This is a genomic window from Agarivorans sp. Z349TD_8, assembly GCF_050870825.2.
GTDB lineage: Bacteria > Pseudomonadota > Gammaproteobacteria > Enterobacterales > Celerinatantimonadaceae > Agarivorans.
In genome coordinates, this window is sequence record NZ_CP194037.2 from 1,285,882 (window position 1) to 1,303,914 (window position 18,033).

General features: G+C 45.2%; 18 protein-coding genes. 8 read left to right on the forward strand and 10 right to left on the reverse strand.

Going from position 1 to position 18,033, the window contains the following annotated elements; genetic code table 11:
• Nucleotides 1–5 precede the first annotated feature (5 nt).
• Nucleotides 6–599 carry a LysE family translocator gene (locus ACRRS1_RS05775; protein ID WP_432464532.1) on the forward strand — a complete coding sequence of 198 codons (594 nt, stop codon included), beginning with the start codon at nt 6–8 and terminating at the stop codon, nt 597–599.
• A gap of 163 nt (nt 600–762) precedes the next feature.
• Here the strand turns inward: ACRRS1_RS05775 and ACRRS1_RS05780 are convergent, their stop codons facing one another.
• Nucleotides 763–1,983 (reverse strand): uracil-xanthine permease family protein, encoded by a 1,221-nt coding sequence (locus ACRRS1_RS05780; protein WP_432468216.1) that lies wholly within the window; start codon nt 1,981–1,983, stop codon nt 763–765.
• Nucleotides 1,984–2,142: 159 nt separating this feature from the next.
• On the opposite strand from ACRRS1_RS05780, the gene ACRRS1_RS05785 reads away from it, so the two are divergent.
• Both ACRRS1_RS05785 and ACRRS1_RS05790 read left to right on the forward strand, forming a co-directional pair.
• Nucleotides 2,143–2,487, forward strand: a complete 345-nt coding sequence (locus ACRRS1_RS05785) for a DUF2956 domain-containing protein (RefSeq protein WP_432454091.1) — start codon at nt 2,143–2,145, stop codon at nt 2,485–2,487.
• A gap of 9 nt (nt 2,488–2,496) precedes the next feature.
• Nucleotides 2,497–3,039 carry a GNAT family N-acetyltransferase gene (locus ACRRS1_RS05790; RefSeq protein WP_432468215.1) on the forward strand — a complete coding sequence of 181 codons (543 nt, stop codon included), beginning with the start codon at nt 2,497–2,499 and terminating at the stop codon, nt 3,037–3,039.
• Here the strand turns inward: ACRRS1_RS05790 and ACRRS1_RS05795 are convergent.
• Genes ACRRS1_RS05795 through ACRRS1_RS05805 form a run of 3 tightly spaced genes read right to left on the reverse strand, consistent with a single transcriptional unit; the run spans nt 3,036 to nt 5,122 of the window.
• On the reverse strand, nt 3,036–3,533 hold the full coding sequence (locus ACRRS1_RS05795; protein ID WP_432464536.1) for a hypothetical protein: 498 nt from the start codon (nt 3,531–3,533) through the stop codon (nt 3,036–3,038). The genes ACRRS1_RS05790 and ACRRS1_RS05795 overlap by 4 nt on opposite strands.
• Nucleotides 3,534–3,572: 39 nt before the next feature.
• On the reverse strand, nt 3,573–4,283 hold the full coding sequence (locus ACRRS1_RS05800) for a glycerophosphodiester phosphodiesterase family protein (RefSeq protein ID WP_432468214.1): 711 nt from the start codon (nt 4,281–4,283) through the stop codon (nt 3,573–3,575).
• Between the two features lie 8 nt (nt 4,284–4,291).
• The gene (locus tag ACRRS1_RS05805) at nt 4,292–5,122 is read right to left on the reverse strand and encodes an ion transporter (protein ID WP_432454087.1); all 831 of its coding nucleotides are present in this window, start codon (nt 5,120–5,122) and stop codon (nt 4,292–4,294) included.
• A 246-nt stretch (nt 5,123–5,368) separates the two neighbouring features.
• On the opposite strand from ACRRS1_RS05805, the gene ACRRS1_RS05810 reads away from it, so the two are divergent.
• The gene (locus tag ACRRS1_RS05810) at nt 5,369–5,959 is read left to right on the forward strand and encodes an FMN-dependent NADH-azoreductase (RefSeq protein WP_432458879.1); all 591 of its coding nucleotides are present in this window, start codon (nt 5,369–5,371) and stop codon (nt 5,957–5,959) included.
• A gap of 10 nt (nt 5,960–5,969) precedes the next feature.
• Here ACRRS1_RS05810 and ACRRS1_RS05815 read toward each other — a convergent pair whose 3' ends face one another.
• Entirely contained in the window at nt 5,970–6,848 is an 879-nt protein-coding gene (locus ACRRS1_RS05815) for a LysR family transcriptional regulator (protein WP_432454085.1), read from the reverse strand.
• Nucleotides 6,849–6,952: 104 nt separating this feature from the next.
• On the opposite strand from ACRRS1_RS05815, the gene ACRRS1_RS05820 reads away from it, so the two are divergent.
• Nucleotides 6,953–8,185, forward strand: a complete 1,233-nt coding sequence (locus ACRRS1_RS05820; protein ID WP_432468213.1) for an MFS transporter — start codon at nt 6,953–6,955, stop codon at nt 8,183–8,185.
• 46 nt (nt 8,186–8,231) lie between these two features.
• Here ACRRS1_RS05820 and ACRRS1_RS05825 read toward each other — a convergent pair whose 3' ends face one another.
• A complete protein-coding gene (locus tag ACRRS1_RS05825; RefSeq protein WP_432454083.1) occupies nt 8,232–9,458 on the reverse strand; it encodes a beta-ketoacyl-ACP synthase in 1,227 nt (408 codons plus the stop codon).
• Nucleotides 9,459–9,566: 108 nt separating this feature from the next.
• On the opposite strand from ACRRS1_RS05825, the gene ACRRS1_RS05830 reads away from it, so the two are divergent.
• Nucleotides 9,567–10,334: a substrate-binding periplasmic protein gene (locus ACRRS1_RS05830; protein ID WP_432464562.1), complete on the forward strand. Its 768-nt coding sequence runs from the start codon at nt 9,567–9,569 to the stop codon at nt 10,332–10,334.
• Between the two features lie 210 nt (nt 10,335–10,544).
• Here ACRRS1_RS05830 and yjfF read toward each other — a convergent pair whose 3' ends face one another.
• The 4 genes from yjfF to ACRRS1_RS05850 form a co-directional block, all read right to left on the reverse strand.
• Nucleotides 10,545–11,546: a galactofuranose ABC transporter, permease protein YjfF gene (gene yjfF, locus ACRRS1_RS05835; RefSeq protein WP_432458880.1), complete on the reverse strand. Its 1,002-nt coding sequence runs from the start codon at nt 11,544–11,546 to the stop codon at nt 10,545–10,547.
• Complete coding sequence (locus ACRRS1_RS05840) at nt 11,546–12,631, reverse strand: ABC transporter permease (RefSeq protein WP_432454080.1); 1,086 nt, start codon at nt 12,629–12,631, stop codon at nt 11,546–11,548. The genes yjfF and ACRRS1_RS05840 overlap by 1 nt, the downstream gene beginning before the upstream one ends.
• Complete coding sequence (locus ACRRS1_RS05845) at nt 12,628–14,142, reverse strand: sugar ABC transporter ATP-binding protein (RefSeq protein ID WP_432468212.1); 1,515 nt, start codon at nt 14,140–14,142, stop codon at nt 12,628–12,630. Before ACRRS1_RS05845 ends, ACRRS1_RS05840 begins: the two co-directional genes overlap by 4 nt.
• A 71-nt stretch (nt 14,143–14,213) precedes the next feature.
• Nucleotides 14,214–15,191 (reverse strand): ABC transporter substrate-binding protein, encoded by a 978-nt coding sequence (locus ACRRS1_RS05850; RefSeq protein ID WP_432454078.1) that lies wholly within the window; start codon nt 15,189–15,191, stop codon nt 14,214–14,216.
• Nucleotides 15,192–15,954: 763 nt separating this feature from the next.
• On the opposite strand from ACRRS1_RS05850, the gene ACRRS1_RS05855 reads away from it, so the two are divergent.
• Nucleotides 15,955–16,110, forward strand: a complete 156-nt coding sequence (locus ACRRS1_RS05855; RefSeq protein WP_432468211.1) for a hypothetical protein — start codon at nt 15,955–15,957, stop codon at nt 16,108–16,110.
• Between the two features lie 5 nt (nt 16,111–16,115).
• A complete protein-coding gene (locus ACRRS1_RS05860; RefSeq protein ID WP_432468209.1) occupies nt 16,116–17,975 on the forward strand; it encodes a hypothetical protein in 1,860 nt (619 codons plus the stop codon).
• Nucleotides 17,976–18,033: the final 58 nt, after the last annotated feature.

The window sequence follows — 18,033 nt, forward strand, 5'->3', positions numbered from 1 at the left end:
AGTTTATGGATATTGCAATTTTTACTTCAATGTTGTTATTTGCGTTGGTCATGGCTGGGACGCCGGGGCCCAATAATATGTTATTAACGTTTTCCGGGGCTAATTTTGGTTTTAAACGCACGCTACCGCAAATGGCCGGGATCCCGGTTGGTCTTGCCACGATGTTGATATTAATGGCGCTGGGTTTGAGTTGGGTGTTTCAACATTATCCGCCCTTGCAGTGGGGGCTTAAAATTGTGGGGAGTGTCTATCTGTTGTATTTGGCCTATCGGATCTTGGGGCAAACGAAGTTAGCGCAGCAGCAGATGAGTAAACCACTGAGTTTTTTTGAGTCGCTGGGGTTTCAGTACCTCAATCCAAAGGCGTGGATGATGAGTTCTTCAGCAGTTGCCAGTTTTGCCCTGCCCGGGGAGCAATACTGGCCATCAATTGCTGCCTTGATCCTATCATTTTTCATGATTAACCCGATTACAGCCACGGTTTGGATAAGTTTTGGGAAACTGATCGCACGTTGGCTGAACGCGCCGCTTGCCAGGCAACGCTTTAATCTGACTATGTCATGTTTAACTGCCGCTTGTGTGGTGTTGTTATGGGTTTAACGTGGCTGCGCTGTCGGAAATGCCCTAGTCTAATGGGCTGTGACGCTGAAATGGGCAAGAGGCTGGCGAGTACCTGTTTGCGTTTAAGAACGCATTGAATAAGTTTGTTCAGAATAAATGAAGGGGAACCTTGTTCCCCTTCATTGAATTTAAGATACTAAGCTTAAGCTGCAGCCTGTGTTTTTGGCTCTTGTGGCAGTATCAGATTCAGAATAATCGCCACAATACCGCACAAACCAACCCCTTTTAGGGTGAACTCGCCGAGGCCTACTGCCATCCCGCCAATCCCAAACACCAGAGTCACCGATACAATCACTAGGTTGCGAGGAATGCTGAGGTCAACTTGTTTGCTGATCAGGGTGTTTAAACCAATGGCTGCGATTGCACCAAATAACAAACACATAATGCCGCCCATCACCGGAACGGGGATCGACAGTAATAGTGCACCGGTTTTGCCAATAAAGGCTAAGGCGATTGCAAATACTGCGGCCCAGGTCATGATCACCGGATTGTAGGTTTTGAGTAGGCTCACAGCGCCGGTGACCTCGCCGTAGCTCACCACTGGCGGCGCACCAAAGCTGGCGGCAGTCATTGTCGCAAGACCATCACCGAGCAATGAACGGTGAATGCCCGGGCTTTCGACGAAGTTCTTCCCGGTCACGTTGGAGATTGCCAGAATATCGCCGAAGTGTTCAATGGTCACAATCAGGCCAATTGGCGCAATAAACAGGATGGCTTGCCAATTAAACTCGGGAGTCACAAATTCAGGCAGGGCAAACCACGCAGCGCTGGCAACCGCGCTAAAGTCGACCAGGCCAAAAAACAAGCTCAGAACATAACCCACCACCACACCACAGATAATTGGCATTAATTTGAGCATGCCTTTGGCAAAAATGGAGACAGCGATGGTGGTAAATAGAGCGGCTAAAGAAATGAGTAGGGCAATATCTTGATCAACTAATACTGCACTGCCATCACCGGTTTTCCCTAAGGCCATATTTACCGCAACTGGAGCTAGGCCTAAGCCAATCACCATAATCACCGGACCAACCACCACTGGGGGTAAGAAGCGTTCGATGATTTTTACGCCGCGTACTTTGACTACGGCGCTAATGATAATAAACATCACACCAGCGGCCATTAAACCGCTTAGGGTGGCTGGCAGGCCAAACTGTTGGATGCCTAAAATAATGGGGCCAATGAAAGCGAATGAGCTCCCTAAAAAAATCGGTATTTGTCGGCGGGTACACAGTTGGAAAATTAAGGTACCAATACCAGCACCTAATAAGGCGAGGTTTGGACTAATACCGGTTAGAAGTGGAACTAAGGTGGTAGCACCAAATGCAACAAGTAGCATTTGAGCCCCCAACAGTGGGGTGTTCATTCGTTTTTCTCCCTGAGTTAAAAGTGCCTCAGTGTACGCTGATGTCACGACTAAAAAAATGATCGCGATGATACTGGCTAAAAAAATATATAGGATGATGGGAAAGTTTGGACTTGCTGAGAAGTTTGGTTCAAAGTAATTGAAACAAAGGGAGGCATTGTGGCAAAACCAAGTAAAGTAAAAGTATCTACTGAAACTATCGCAACCGCAGATAGCATCGCAAAAGCAACTCAACGCCCTGGGCAAACCAAAGAGCAAACTAAGCTCATTTCGCAGGGGATCCAAAAGGGGATCGAGCAGTATAAAAAGCAACATAAGACTAAAATGCGTGAAGCCGACAAACTGCGTAAAAAGCAACTAGCCAATGTTGCGCCGCAGCAAGAGGAATCACCTAGTCTCGACAACGGCAAACCAAGAGCTGAGGGGCGATGGTTGCCTTGGTTATTGCTTGCTGCGTCATGGTTAGGCTTTGCTGGGTATGTATTGAGTGGCGTTGGCCAATAGGAGGGTAGAATGCTAGGTAAGCGATTACTGATCCGACCCTATTTGCCAGAAGATGCGCTGGCTCATGCCGAGGCTGTTCGTGAAACCGCTGAGTCAGGTCAGCGCTGGCTTAACTGGATGGATGAAGATTATCCTGATTCTGAGAGTCGTTCATGGCTGGCCTTAAGTCAAGCTGCGTTGGCTAAAAACATCGCTTTTGACATGGGGATCTTTGAGAACAGAGGAGGCCGTTTTGTGGGGGCGATAGCCATTAATCGGCTGGAATGGAATTACCGCTCGGGCAATCTAGGCTATTGGATCCGCGCTAGCGCTAGTGGCTCAGGCTTCGCCACCGAAGCGGTTCAATTAATGGCTGATTATGCTTTTCATGCCTTACAACTCAACCGCTTGGAGTTGGTGATTGCTGAGCAAAATTGGGCCAGCCGTCGGGTCGCTGAAAAGGCTAACGCGCAATTTGAATGCCTAGCTCGCTCACGAGTGATCGACTACGGTAAACCAGTACATGCCGCAATTTATTCGTTGATCCCCGATGATTTGTTGACCTCTATTTAGTTGTCGATACTTTTGAGACGAATATGACCACGCTGATTAATGAAACTGAGCATCGATTTGCCCAGTAACCAGGGTAAGTCTTGATTGACCGCTTGATAGCCTAGTTGGCTCGCCACATGATTGGTGAATTGACTCCAACCTACATTGGCTAGTCGCCAAGCGATATTATTTTGCTGCGAAGCATCAATGAATAAACGCACGATGGCTCGAAATCGTGGCGATTCGAGACTATTTAGCCAACTGAGCCTTAGATTTTCACGACTACTGAGGTCTAAATGCTGAATAAAATTTCGGGTGAGGCGACTGTTGATTGCTGCGGTCACCGATTGCAGATTGGGAAAGCAGTCATTGAGTTCTACTTCGGTTATATGGCAATGATTGGCGATATGACTCATCTCTAGTTGTTGCCAGTCGCCTTTAAGCAGGAACTCTAATACTTGATCGAGGATCACTTGTTTCAGTTGTTGTTGGGCTGATAAACTGACCTGATTCATGTTCCGCTTCCTGCAGCAACTCGATTCTCATTCAATGATTCATATAAATCGCTCAGGAAAGTCACTAATAAGCATATCTAGCCAAGGCAGTAATGCGGTGATTTCGGTGGGCTCATTTACAGTGTAAGTAGACAAACGATAACCTGCCAGTTTGATTTGTTTTGCTAGCTCTGGTGTGAGCCGACGATAGTCACAATGGCAGGCCACGGCATTCATGTCTTGCAGCTGTAACTGCCAGTTTTCCGGAATATCTTCGTATAATTGAGCAAGATCGACCTCTGGGGCGTGGTGATGAATGAACAACATCAATTGATGGTCGAAACTAGATATTAATAGATCACTTAAGGGAAAGTCACAATGCTCAATTTCAGAGAGCACCGCCTCAACCAACTGTTGGCGTGGCTGTTGGTGATATTTCAGTTCCAGATTGAGTTTTAAACCGAGTCGTTTAGCGTGTAATAGGTATTGTCTTAGGCTGGGAATATGCTCTCCAGCGAAACGTGGGTCAAACCATGAACCCGCATCCAACTGCTGTAATTGGGCTAAGCTGTAGTCGGCGACCTTCCCTCGGCCGTTACTACAACGCTCCAGATGTTCGTCGTGAAAGACCACCGGTTGATGGTCTTTAGTCAAAAAGCAGTCAAATTCCACCCATGCTAAGCCAAGTTCGGCGGCTCGATCTAAACCTGCTAAGGTGTTTTCTGGGGTGCTGCCTTTCGCACCACGGTGTCCTGCGATGATTAACATCATTTATCCCCTTATTCGTTGCTTAGGCTTGCGCCACAATATTTACAGTAATCGGCATCTTGGTCATGGCCACTACGTTCACAATGTAGGCAGCTGACTGATTGATGCTCTTTACGCATTTCGTTGACTAATTCAGCGCCAATGATGCCAGTTGGCACCGTGATAATCGAAAAGCCAGTAATCATAACTAATGCGGCTAGGGCTTGACCTAAGGGCGTTACCGGTGAAATATCGCCATAGCCGACGGTGGTAATGGTGACGATAGCCCAATAAATACCCTTAGGGATACTGGTAAAACCATTTTCTGGACCTTCTATGGCATACATTAATGCGCCGTAGATAGTAGTCATGAGGCAAATACAAAATAAGAAGACCAATATTTTACGACGTGCTAATAATAGCGATCGTAGTAATACATTGGCTTCGCTGACATAACGAACCAGTTTGAGAACTCGTAAAATACGTAAGATCCGAAGTAGCCGGAACAGCAGCATCACTTGAGCGGGCGGGTAGAGTAAGGCAAGGTAAGTGGGCAATATCGCCAGCAAGTCGACTACTCCATAGAAGCTTTTGGCATATTCTTTAGGAGCAGGGGAGCAGTATAAGCGAGCCAGATATTCAATGGTGAAAAATACTGTAAACACCACTTCAATACTAATAAACCACTGATCATACATGTTTTCTATTCGGCTGACTGAGCCTAAGATAACCACACTGACGCTGGCAAATATTGCGGTGACTAACAGTAAGTCGAACAATTTTCCCGCAGGACTCTCATAACCAAAAATGATGTCGTAAAGCTTGGTTTTAAAACTGCTACGATGGGGGCTCTTTAGTGCCACAAGTCGATCCTTTGCCTATTTCATTGCTCTTAGTATATCGACAAATGCGCGGAATAGAAGCTGCCGCAGTCTCTGCTCAGGTGATGCGAAATGAGTGGAAGAATCAGGGTTGAGATGGATACCGATTTCTCATTGATGGAATGATTAATCATTCTATAAAATAGATATTTTATTGCTATTTTTTGTTGTTTATATTCTAATATTTTGATGATAAAGTCTTATTATCAACACTTGGAGACTTAATCTATGACAAAAATTCTTACCCTTAAATCTAGTATTCTTGGTGAACATTCTAGTTCATCGGCCCTGATTGACCAACTGAACGCTCGCTACCTTGAACAGGGAGCTGAGTTGGTGAGCCGTGATTTAGTCAGTGAAGCATTACCGGTACTGACTGGTGAAATTGCACTGGCCTTACGCGGCGCGCCAGACTTAAATGCTGTTCAACAACAAGCGCTTGAGTTATCAGATAGTTTAATCGCAGAGTTGAAAAGCACCGATGTATTGGTAGTTGCGGCACCCATGTATAATTTCTCTATTCCGACTCAATTAAAAAATTGGTTAGATTTGGTTGCGCGTGCTGGCGTAACCTTTCGTTATACCGAAAATGGTCCAGAGGGCTTAGTAGAGGGCACGAAAGCCATTATCGTGACGACTCGTGGCGGTATGCATAAAGATGGTGCAACCGATTTACAGATCCCTTACTTAAAATTAGTATTGGGCTTTATTGGCATTAGTGACGTTGAAGTGGTCTATGCGGAAGGCCTTGCCATGGGTGAAGATCAAGTACAACAGCAAATGCAAGCAGCCCAGCAGCAACTTGCCTCTTTGGTATAAGCCCGCCCTGTTAGTTCGCCTTACAATGAGCTAACACAAAGTCTTTAAAACGTTGGTTGGCGCGCGATAGGTAAGCATCGCGTCGCCAAGCTAGCCCCAGTTCCAGATAAAACGGCGGATCAAAACTTAAAAAGTGTAGAGCATCTCCCGGTTGCACTACCATGCTCAGCAGCGTAGTGATCCCAAAGTCTCGCGCCACAATTGACTTAATTAGCGGGATCAAATTCGTTTGAAAAGACACTTGAGGCAGCATCTGTTGTTCACGACTAATTTGTTCAATTACCCGATGATGAAAATACCCTTCGCGAAATAGTACTAGTTCATGGCTTAAAAACTCTCGATGGCTGATCTGGTTCTGTTGGCTCAGTGGGTTATCTTGACTGCAACAGGCCAGTAGCTCTCCACGATAAATTGGCTCACAAACCAATTCGGCAGGCATATTTTGAGTGACCACAATCCCTAAGTCTAACTCTTCGCTGAGTAGTTTTTGTCTGACCAATTCGGTACCCGCATCCACCACCGACAAATTAAGCTGCGGGTATTGGCTTTTAAAGGCCATTAGTAGCGGTGGGAAGAAGTATGAGCCCATCATGCTGGGGATGCCAATGGTGACGGTGCCACTTTCTAGGCCGCGCAGCGATTGCATGGCTTGTTCGGTGTCTTCGGCTTGTTTTAGCAATTGAATGGCATGTTGATAGAGCACCTTACCCTCGGTGCTTAAGCTAACTTTTCGTTCATTTCGCTGTAACAGTTGCAGTGATAGCTGTTGCTCCAGTTTTTTGATGGTTGCACTAATCGCTGGTTGTGCGATGCCAAGCTGCTTTGCGGCGGCAGTAAAGCTCCCTAATTGCACCACTGCGACAAATTGTTTGAGTTGTCGAAGGTCCATGACTCTCATCTATAAATAAAATTTATAACTACGATAATACTAATATATTTTATTTATTCAATATGGAGGCTTAGTATGAGATATCCCACTTCGAGAAAGCAGTCATGAAGTATTCACAAAATAGCAAAGATTTTTGGCGAGTCACCGCTGCCGTGTCGGCAGCTTCCTTAGTTACTTTTTTTAATCTGTATTTAGTGCAGCCTTTGCTGCCAATCTTTGCTCGTGACTACCAAATATCTCCCCTAACAGCCAACAGTGTCTTGTCGGCAGCCATGTTGGGGATGGCGCTAGGTCTATTATTATTGGCGTCTTTATCCGATGCGATTGGGCGACGCAAAATTCTATTAAGTTCGATTATTCTGGTGCCCTGTATTAGTTTGTTGATCGGTTTAGTACCTGCGCCATCGTTTCATTACATCGTTGTATTGCGGTTCTTTCAGGGGCTATTTTTAGCCGGAGTTCCGGCAGTCGCGATTGCTTACCTAGCCGAGCAGTTGGATGCTAATGCCTTGATTAAATCGGTGGGGATCTTTATTGCTGCCAATTCATTGGGCGGGATCGGTGGGCGTTTGTTGGGGGGCTGGGGAGCGGAACTACTTGGTTCTTGGTCGATGGCCTTTGTCTTGGTTGCACTGCTCAGTTTAAGCATGGGGATAGTAGTGTGCTTTTTACTACCGATGGAAGCCCCCACAGCCGCAAGTCCTTGGCGCTTGCGGCAAAGTTTAGTCAACTATAAGCAACATTTGGGGAATTCTCAGTTAGTGGCTGCTTACTTAGTCGGGGGCGTTGGTTTTGGAGTATTTATTAATCAGTTCTCTTATCTAACTTTCATTTTGGCTGACGCACCTTATTCCTTGCCGAGTAGCTTAAGTTCGTTATTGTTTTTAAGTTATCTCGGAGGCACCTTCACAGCTTCTTCCGCTGGACGGATTGCCGATAAAATTGGTGGTAAACGTTGTATCATGGCAGGGCTTAGTTTAATGGCTTTAGCCAGCCTGTTGAGCTTATTTGGGCAATTGTGGCTATTGCTTTTGGCAATGGTTGTTTCTTCTATGGGCTTCTTCTTTTGCCATGCGCAAGCCAGTGCTTGGGTTAATCAGCATGCGACGCAAGCCAAGGCTAGTGCTTCGGCCTTATATACTATTAGTTATTATTTGGGGGCTGCTTGTGGTGGGGTGTTGTTACAGCCCTTCTTTAGTGTTTGGGGATGGTCTGGGATCGTATTCGCTAGCGTGAGTGCGTTAACGGGGGTGTTGTGGGTGGCCGGTCGGTTTCTTAAAGGTGGCGAGCTAAGCGCACAACAATTGCTGTTAGATCCCAGTGGTACCCGTCGTTAAGTTAAAACAGTGCGATGCAACAAGCCGTTTGCTGCATCGCGAATCATTATAATTTTTTGAAAATCATCGAAGTATTAATGCCGCCAAAGGCGAAGTTATTCGACATCACAAATTCGCAATCCAGTACTCGCCCTTCGCCTCGAATATAGTCAAGCTCGCCACAGCGACTATCGATGTTATCTAGGTTGAGAGTGGGAGCATACCAATTGCGTTGTAACATGCATAAGCTTAACCATGCTTCGATGGCTCCACAGGCACCTAAGGTGTGGCCGAAATAACTCTTCAAACTGGATAGTGGTGTTTGTGAGCCAAATAAACGATGAGTGGCAGTAGTTTCAGCGATGTCGCCTAGCTCGGTTGCGGTCCCATGGCCATTCACGTAGCTAATATCTGCCGGAGATAAACCTGCATCTTTGAGCGCCATTTCCATGCAAATCTGCATGGTTTCAGCGCGTGGTTGGGTGACATGCGCAGCGTCACAGTTGCTCGCAAAACCAACTAGTTCAGCAATGGCTGTGGCCCCCCGAGCCTTGGCAAATTCGGCATTTTCTAAAATCAGCGTACCAGCCCCTTCACCAATGACTAAGCCATCTCGATCTCGATCATAGGGGCGAGGGCTAAGTTCGGGAGTATCATTTTTTAGGCTGGTGGCAAATAAGGTATCAAACACCGCCGCTTCGGTGGGACATAGCTCTTCGGCACCACCAGCGACCATCGCGGTTTGCATGCCGTACTTTATGGCTTCGTAAGCATAACCAATCCCTTGACTGCCCGAGGTACAAGCGGTGGAGGTTGGTATCACCCGACCGCGTAAACCGAAAAACAATCCGGTGTTGACCGCGGTGGTATGTGGCATCATCGCTACATAGGTATTGGCGTTAATATTACGGGTACTATGCTCGAGCAACATGGTCGCAAAGGCGGACACTGGTCCGGTGCTTCCGGTTGACGAGCCAAACGCGATGCCGGTGCGGCCATCGGTGAGCGCTGGCTCGTCAATTAGCCCGGATTGGATCAACGCTAGTTCGCTGCTGCGAGTCGATAATTTTGCAACTCGACCCATGGAGCGAATTTTTTTTCGGGTGTAGTGTTTGGGTAATTCAAACTCTAGGATCGGGGCCGCTAAGCGGGTATTTAAGCCATCATACTTATCCCATTCGTCGATGCGTATAACCGCATTTTTTTTGGCTCGTAAGCCTTGCCACACCTGTTCTTGCTCAGTCCCTAAAGCTGTGATGCCAGCCATGCCAGTTACGACTACTCGGTTGGTCATTAATATAGGCCTCCGTTTTCTTTTAGTTGTTGATGTTTTTAATATCCTTACTTGATGTTATTCTTTACGCTTGATTTAAGCTTTACTGTGACCACGAGGATCCGGTTTGTGACGATAAGGAAAGCTAGTCGCTTAGTGGTTCTTTTCATAGGTTTTTTTTATTCCCAGTTTATCTATTCGACCCACTTGAATTTAGCAACTTTAGATGATTTTAAACCCTTCGTTTGGTGCAATGGTGCTGGGGCGCAAGGGATTGACGTGGAGATTATTAGGGAGTTAGCGCGACGAACAGGCTTCACTTTCAAGATTCGCTGCTACCCTTGGGCGAGGGCCTTAGAGAATGTCCAGTATGGAGTTTCTGATGGTGCATTTTCAGCATTTAAAACTGAAACGCGAGAGCGTTATGCATTTTTTAGCAATACTCCGCTTCATGTGAGTACATTTAAAGTTTTTGTAAGAAAAGACCATCAATTTGTTTTTAATCAGCTTGAAGATTTATATCAGCGCAATATTGGCTTAGTTCGCAATTTTACAATCAGTAGCACATTTGATCAGGCTGTGCAGCGCGGACAGATTCATGTAGAAGCGGTGGTCAATACCGAGCAGAATATAAAAAAACTGATTAAAGGACGGATCGACGCTTTTGTTGAAAATGAGTATGTGGCTCTTTATACCATCAAACAGATGGGCTTGAGTGAACAGATTGTTGCCTTAGCCAAACCGGTTATTCAACCTCGAGAAGCCTATTTGATAGTCTCTAAAGCTGCCAAGTATGACCGCAAATCTGAGGTTATGGTGACGTTGAATCAGACGCTGTCTGAGATGATGAATGATGGCAGCATTAGCCAAATTACGGCTCATTTTATCTCGAAATAAATCGTTTTGTTTACCTTTCCAGCTTCTTCTCGAGCTTAAGCTTGGCTATTATCACTGCAAAATTTTTTGGTGTACATTGGCTTAGCATCTTTGCCTTACAAACTAAGCTTAAACATCCCCTTGTTCATATTAAGTTTGCGATTTAGCATCTCTAATTGGCGCTGAGCAATCCAGTTTTACAATGAAATACTGGATTGCTGGGCGAGTCACTTATTGTTCGGAGGGCGAGGCTGCTCGGTTTTGCCAATAGCCTGAGTAGCGATCCACGACAATCACAATTAGTTTTTGCAATACAATAAAGAAAAACAATAAGGCTCCAATGGCTATCTTGGTCCACCAACTGTTTAAGCTGCCATCGAAAGCGATGAGGGTTTGAATGACTCCTTGGATCATTCCGCCAAAGAAGGTGCCAAGCACAAAGCCGACCCCACCACTAAGCAAGGTGCCGCCAATCACCACGGCGGCGATCGCATCTAACTCCACGCCAACTGCTGCTAGGGGATAACCAGAACCAGTATAAATGGCAAATACAATTCCCGCTAAGGCGCTAAAAAAACCACTCAAGGCGTAGATTTTAATAGTGGTTTTTTTGATGGGTACCCCAAGTAATTGCGCCGAGACGATATCGCCACCATAGGCGTATACATTCATACCGAAACGTGTTTTGCGAGACACCACAATACCAACCGCTAAGGAGAGTAGCATCACCAAAGCAATGAAGGTGAGGCCGCCGCGTCCTGGTATTTCAAGATAGAAGTCGGAGAGGGCAGTGATAAATGGATGACTAATTGCCACCGAATCAAGATTGATCAGGAAGGCTAAACCACGTAAGAAAAACATGCCCGCTAGGGTAACGATAAAGGCTTGAATTTTAAAGGTGTAAATAATGTAGCCAACAATGCAGCCATAAAGGCTACCAATAATTAGCGCCAAGCCGATAGCGAAGAGAGGGTGAAGTCCTAAGGTGGTCACCAGGTGCGCAAAAAATACACCAATGAAGGCGATCATCGAACCTACCGAAAGATCGATACCACCAGCAAGGATCACAAAGGTCATGCCGATGGCGGTGGTAATCACGAAGGCGTTATCGGTTAATAGATTGGTGAACACCAAAGTATCTCTAAATCCGGCATATTCCACCATGCCATAAGCGTACAGAGTCACGAATACGACAATGGTGGCGAGTAACGGGAGGGTTCGCTCATTTAACATTACGCTGACTCCTTATTCTTTTTAAATAACTGCTTGAACTTATCCTGAGTGGTGGACGATTGGATGAGCAGAACCAGTAGGATGATAGTCGCCTTCACGATGAGATTGTATTGTGCTGGAATACCACTGGTTAAGATGGCGGTGGTTAGCGTTTGAATAATGAGTACCCCAATCAGGGTGAGGCCTAAATAGATCCGTCCGCCAGCTAAGGAAGCACCGGCAATGACCACCGCTAAAATGGCATCAAGCTCTAACCATAAGCCAGCATTGTTGGCATCGGCACCGCGAATGTCAGCCGCGAGTATTACCCCTGCGAGGGCAGAGCAAAGGCCTGAAAACACATAGGCGAGCGTGATAATTTTTTTCGACTCGATCCCAACTAAGCGTGAGCTGGTCGGGTTGGCTCCGACCGCTTCCAGGAATAATCCTAAGGCGGTTTTGCGGATCACTATTGCCACTAATAAGGCAACGCCGAGCAAGATCCAAACTCGCGTAGGAAGTAGCCAAATGAACTCGTTGCCGAGCAAGTTGAAGAAGTCGGAATGGAAGGTGACAATTTGGCCACCGGTAATCATCTGTGCAATACCACGTCCAGCCACCATGAGAATAAGGGTGGCAACGATCGGTTGCATTCCGACATAAGCAACGAGCAGTCCATTCCATAAACCAAAGGCTAACCCACTGGCAAGCGCGATCAGCAATATGTAGATGGGGGATAAGTCGCTTGTGCTCAGTAAGACCGCCATCACTGCACCAGCAATCGCGGTGATGGCACCTACCGAGAGGTCGATGCCACCAGTTCCGATCACCACAGCCATGCCGAGGGCGACTAAAGCCGTTGGCATACCGCGATGAATAATGTCGATTAGGCTCCCATAGAGGTGGCCATCAACCATTTTGAGTTGTAAGAAACCAGGTGAAAGAATCGCCGTTGCCACGAGGATTAACACCAAGGCGATGATTGGGCTCATTGTTTTAAGATTGAGCCGTTTTTGCTTAGGCATGGTTTGTTCTACTTTGTCATTGGCGCTGAGTTGTAGTTTGACCGGATGTTCGATTATTTTGGCGGAGTTGCTGGATTTCATTGTGCGATTGCCTCAATAATTGCGCTGCGATTGATCTCTTCGCCGCTAAGTTCTGCGACCATTTCCCTATCTCGCATTACTAATACGCGATCGGCAAATACCACTAATTCTTCTAGCTCGGAGGAAACGACCAACATGCTCATGCCTTTTTCACAGAGCTTGCGGATCAGCAAAATGATGTCATGGTGAGCACCTACGTCGATCCCGCGAGTGGGCTCATCCAGGATCAAAAGATTAGGCTCAGTGATTAACCAACGTGCTAGGATCACTTTTTGTTGATTTCCGCCGCTGAGTTCAGCCACTGGCCGCTCGACATCGTGAGTCGCAATATGTAGGCCCTTGACCATTTCATCGACCAGTTGATTTTGCTTCGCTTTAGTGATTTGTTTTAACCAGCCTTGGCGGGACTGCAGAGCGATAATGATGTTTTCGCGCACGCTGAGTTCGGCGATTAAACCCGAATGCTTGCGATCTTCTGGGCATAGTCCAAAGCGTTGCTGCATTGCCTGTTTTGGAGTATTGATGGTGACGGCTTGATTATTAAGCGTAATTTTCCCACTATCCGCATGGTTTACGCCGTAGACTAATTCCACCAGTTCAGTGCGTCCCGAACCGAGTAAACCGGCGAGAGTCACCACCTCTCCTCGGCCAACTTTTAAGTCCACAGGGGACAAGACATTGTGTTTGGCTAAGCCTTCAATTTCTAAATATTTAGGAAATATTTTAGGACAGTTATCATGATGCTCATGATTCCGATTTAAATCACCGAGTTCATGACCAACCATATGTTGTATGAGGGCTTCACGGGGCAAGTTTTTGGTCTCAAAACTGCCGACATGTTTGCCATTGCGTAACACGCTAATGCTATCGCAGACTTGATAAACTTGATCTAAGAAATGGGTGACAAAGATAATGCCGATGCCCTTTTGTTTTAGTTGGGTCATTAAGGCAAATAGTCGAGTTATTTCTTCTTTATCCAGGCTTGCGGTAGGCTCATCGAGGATCAGCAATTTGGCTTCAAAAGATAAGGCTCTGGCGATGGCAATCATTTGTTGAATTGCGACTGAAAAACTACCGAGTAAACGATTGGGGTCGATGCTTAAACCCACCACTTTGAGCATCTCTTGAGCGCGTCTTTTGGCTTTGTGGGTGTCAATTAGGCCCCATTTTCGAGGTTGAGATTGTAGGGTTAAATTCTCCATCACAGTCATGCTGGGAACTAAATTTACTTCTTGAAAAACGGTGCTGATCCCGGTGCGTTGAGAATCTCCCACGCTTTTGTTATTAATTTTTTTACCATTTAAATATAATTCACCAGAGTCTCGCTGGTAAACACCGGTAAGTACCTTAATAAAAGTGGATTTTCCAGCACCATTCTCACCGAGTAAGGCATGAATATGCCCTGCTTCTACCTGAAGACTCACCTTATCTAAGGCTTTAATCCCACCAAAGGAAATTGTAATGTCTTTCGTCGATAGTAGCGGCGGGGGGACTGCAACAGCTTGATTCATCGCTAAGCTCCTAACTAACATGGCTTGGTAAGCACCGTCCATTGGTGCTTACCAAAGCGACTTGGTGAGTATTACTTACGTTTTTGGTATTCGGTGGCAGCTGTATCAGGTAAGTAAAGTGGACCGTTGGCCTTAATCCATTTAGGAACCTCTTTGCCAGCAGCTGCTTGTCGAATGGCTTCAAACGCTGGGCCACCTAAATGTGGATTAAGTTCGATAGTGGCGTTTGCTTCACCCTCTGACATTGCTTTAAAGATATCTGGAACAGCATCAATGGAAACGACTAACAAATCTTTGCTGGGTTTAAGACCTGCTTCCTTAATCGCTAGAATTGCGCCTAAGGCCATATCATCGTTATGTGAGTAGACGGCACAGATATCTTTGCCACCGTTTTCGGCTTTCAAGAAACTCTCCATCACTTCTTTACCGCCTGCGCGGGTAAAGTTACCGGATTGTGAACGAATAATTTTCATATTTGGAAAGCTTTTAATGACCGTTTCAAAACCAGTTTTTCTATCGATGGCCGCAGAAGAACCAACGGTGCCTTGCAATTCTACGATGTCACAGTTACCTGAAGTTTTCGCCGCTAACCAAGCTGCAGCTAAAGAACCTTCTTCGGTAAAATCGGAGGCTATTTTGGTTAGATATAGCGATGGATCGGCATTCACGCCACGGTCAATTAATACCACCGGAATTTTGGCGCGCTTGGCTTCTTTTAATACCTGATCCCAGCCGGTTTCAACCACTGGTGCGAGTAAAATTCCATCGACCCCTTGAGCAATATAAGAGCGAACGGCCTTAATTTGGTTCTCTTGTTTTTGTTGGGCATCGGAAAATTTTAAATCGATGCCTTGGCGTTTGGCCTCGGCTTTAATGGATTCAGTTTCCGAAGTTCGCCAACCACTTTCCGACCCGATTTGTGAAAAACCATAGGTTTCAGCAATTGTCACGCCTGAGGCTAGCGGCAGGGCAATAGCCAAAATTGCAGGTAGAAGCCGTTTTAACGGATGATTGCCTGTATTACTCGAAGTTACTTTGTTTATTAACATTTTCATTCCCTTTTTCATCAATACCAGCTTTGAATCATCATCTTAACTACTTGTTTTTAATGACGATGAAAAGGGTATAGCACTATTGCAAATTAACACAGTGCATCTAGCTGAAACGTCCATGTTATTGACCAGAACATACTAAGTGAACACTCAAAAATATGAGCTTGTTCAAATATTACGTAATGACAAAATTATTGTTAAATGAATGTTTTGTATTTGTTAATGCCTAGGGGTGTTGTCGATTGTCGCTTGTAATTTTTTTCGCTGTACTGGTAATCAAAGTTAGCTATTTATCAATATAAAGGTTTCTGGTTTCAAATTAAGTTACTGATTTTTATGTTAATTAATGGTGTGTTTCGAATATGACAATGATTGTGCGCTGTCGGTTTTGCGACAATTTCTAAAAGATCAAATCTATGTAATTGGCTTATCAGTGGCTGGTATAAAGATTGCTTAGTCATCAGTGCTCAGTATTAGTGATTTGATGTGACACACTCAAAAAATTTAGATAAATACACTGGCTTGCCAATATTTGATAGGGGTAAATACTTGTATTTTATAGCAAGGCTATATTTTGTTTCGCTTTAGGGACTGTTGGTCTTTGCTTGTCGTGTTTGTTGCTATTGTGACTATTTGTCGCTCATTTCGGTGAAGTGATGCTGTGAAATGTAGCAATTTTGATGAGTCATCTGGGCACGGACATCAATGAGCTATATAAGCGCTGCCTGCGTAAATGGATTTTTTAAGGAGTTTTCAAGGAATGGAATCATTAGTTGAAGCGCATCAAACTCGGCTGATGTCGGTAATGCCTCAAGTAAAACAATATGAAGCAAAGCTGGATGCGTTAAACGCTTGGTGGGATAAAATCGCATTAGTGGGCAAAATAAATAGTCACAACCTTGCCGCACGATTTTAGATGATATGCAAAATACCAAGGAAAAATTTGGAGAATTGCATGGCAAGTTAATTGACAATTTACTTTTGGAGCATCTACAAAAGCTGATTGTAGATAATACTTCCAAGTCACAGGTTGCCATCGACATTTTAATTCGTAACCTGTTTGAACGCACTGCCGATGTTGGCTTTTTGGCGACAGACCAAGATATTCGAATTTTTCTTGAACAGCGTGAAAAGACTCAAAGTCATCAGGCTTTTATGCAGCAGCGCTTGCAAGAATATGTCGAAAAATACTCTGTATATGATGAGATTATCCTGCTGGATACCAATGGCCTGGTATGCGCGCATTTAGATCCCGCTAATCCAATTACGCATTGTCACGATCCTTTGATAGCGGCGACCTTAGGTAGTGATGACGATTATCTCGAAACATTTGGTTATAGTGACTTACAACCCAAGCGACGCCAGTCATTAATTTATTCGTGTAAGATCACGCGAACTAATGATCCTCATTCCGAGCTATTGGGGGTGTTGTGTTTATGCTTTCGTTTTGATGATGAGGTCGATGGTATTGTTGGTGGTTTATTGGCTGACAGCGATAGTGAAATACAGCTAGTGGATAAGGAAGGTTGTGTGATCGCGAGCAGTGATCCTCAGTTCGTCGCTATTGGTAGTTCATTTCAGTACCAAAATCGGCCACGTATGCTTCATTATCAGGGGAAACACTATCTTGTTAATTCGACTCAGACTCACGGTTATCAGGGGTTCTTTGGTTTGGGGTGGTGGGCTCAGGTGCTCACACCGATTGAGCAAGCCTTTAAAATAGAGCGTGAGGCCGACATCGAACTGGACAATCAAGACGTGATTAATTCAACTCGCTTGTTTTCTAGTGTACTAAAGGAAATTTATACAGCTTCCAATGATGTGAACGAAGATCTCAGTCTGGTCGTTCTCAATGGAAAAATAACCGCAGCACGCCAGAATGCGGTTGAGTTTGTACCAGTATTGGAAGAGATTAAACAAATCGGCGAAAATACGGCGAGTATCTTTTCTGCATCTATCCGCAATCTTCAAGCTACGGTTGTGTCATCAAAAATGAACGATCTTCAGTTTATGGCGACATTGGCGGTCGATATTATGGACCGTAACTTATACGAACGAGCAAATGATTGCCGTTGGTGGGCGCTGACTTCAGATTTTCGGCGGATCTTAGCGAAACCAGTCATCAGTGATGAAGATCTGACTTATATGGAGCAAGTTTTAAGTTATATTAATGAGCTCTACACGGTCTACACTAATCTTTATTTATTTGATAAAAATCAGATTATTATCGCGGTTTCTAATCCTCAGCAACGACATTTTATTGGCCAGTCAGTGAGCGACCAAAGCGGGGCGAAGCAAGCCTTATCGCTACAAAACTCTCAGCAATATAGTGTCTCTCCTTTTATGGCAAGCGATTTGTATGCGCAGCAATATACCTATATTTATAATGCTGCGGTGAGTCGTTTGGATGCGGATTGGGAAGTGATAGGAGGGATTGGTATCGTATTTGATAGCCAACCCCAATTTGAAGCGATGTTAAACGATGCGCTACCTAAAAATGAAGTGGGTAGCGTGAGTGTGGGAAGTTTTGCTTTGTTTGTTGAGCGTCATAGTAAAATGATCATCTCTGCAAGCGCTCAAGCTCCGCAACGGCAAGGGGAGTATCTGGCATTGGATGACGGCTTGTTTGAACTGATTCCGGGAGGTAAGCATGCAACAATCATCGATTATATGGCAAAGCCCTACATTGTTGGGATGGCCGCTTCAAAAGGCTACCGGGAGTATAAAACGACCGAAGATTATCAAAATGATGTATTGAGTTTTATCTTTGTTCCGCTGTAGTGTTTTAAGGTATCGAAACAGAGTTAAGCAGTGAGTTTCGATGAAACCCACTTGGTAA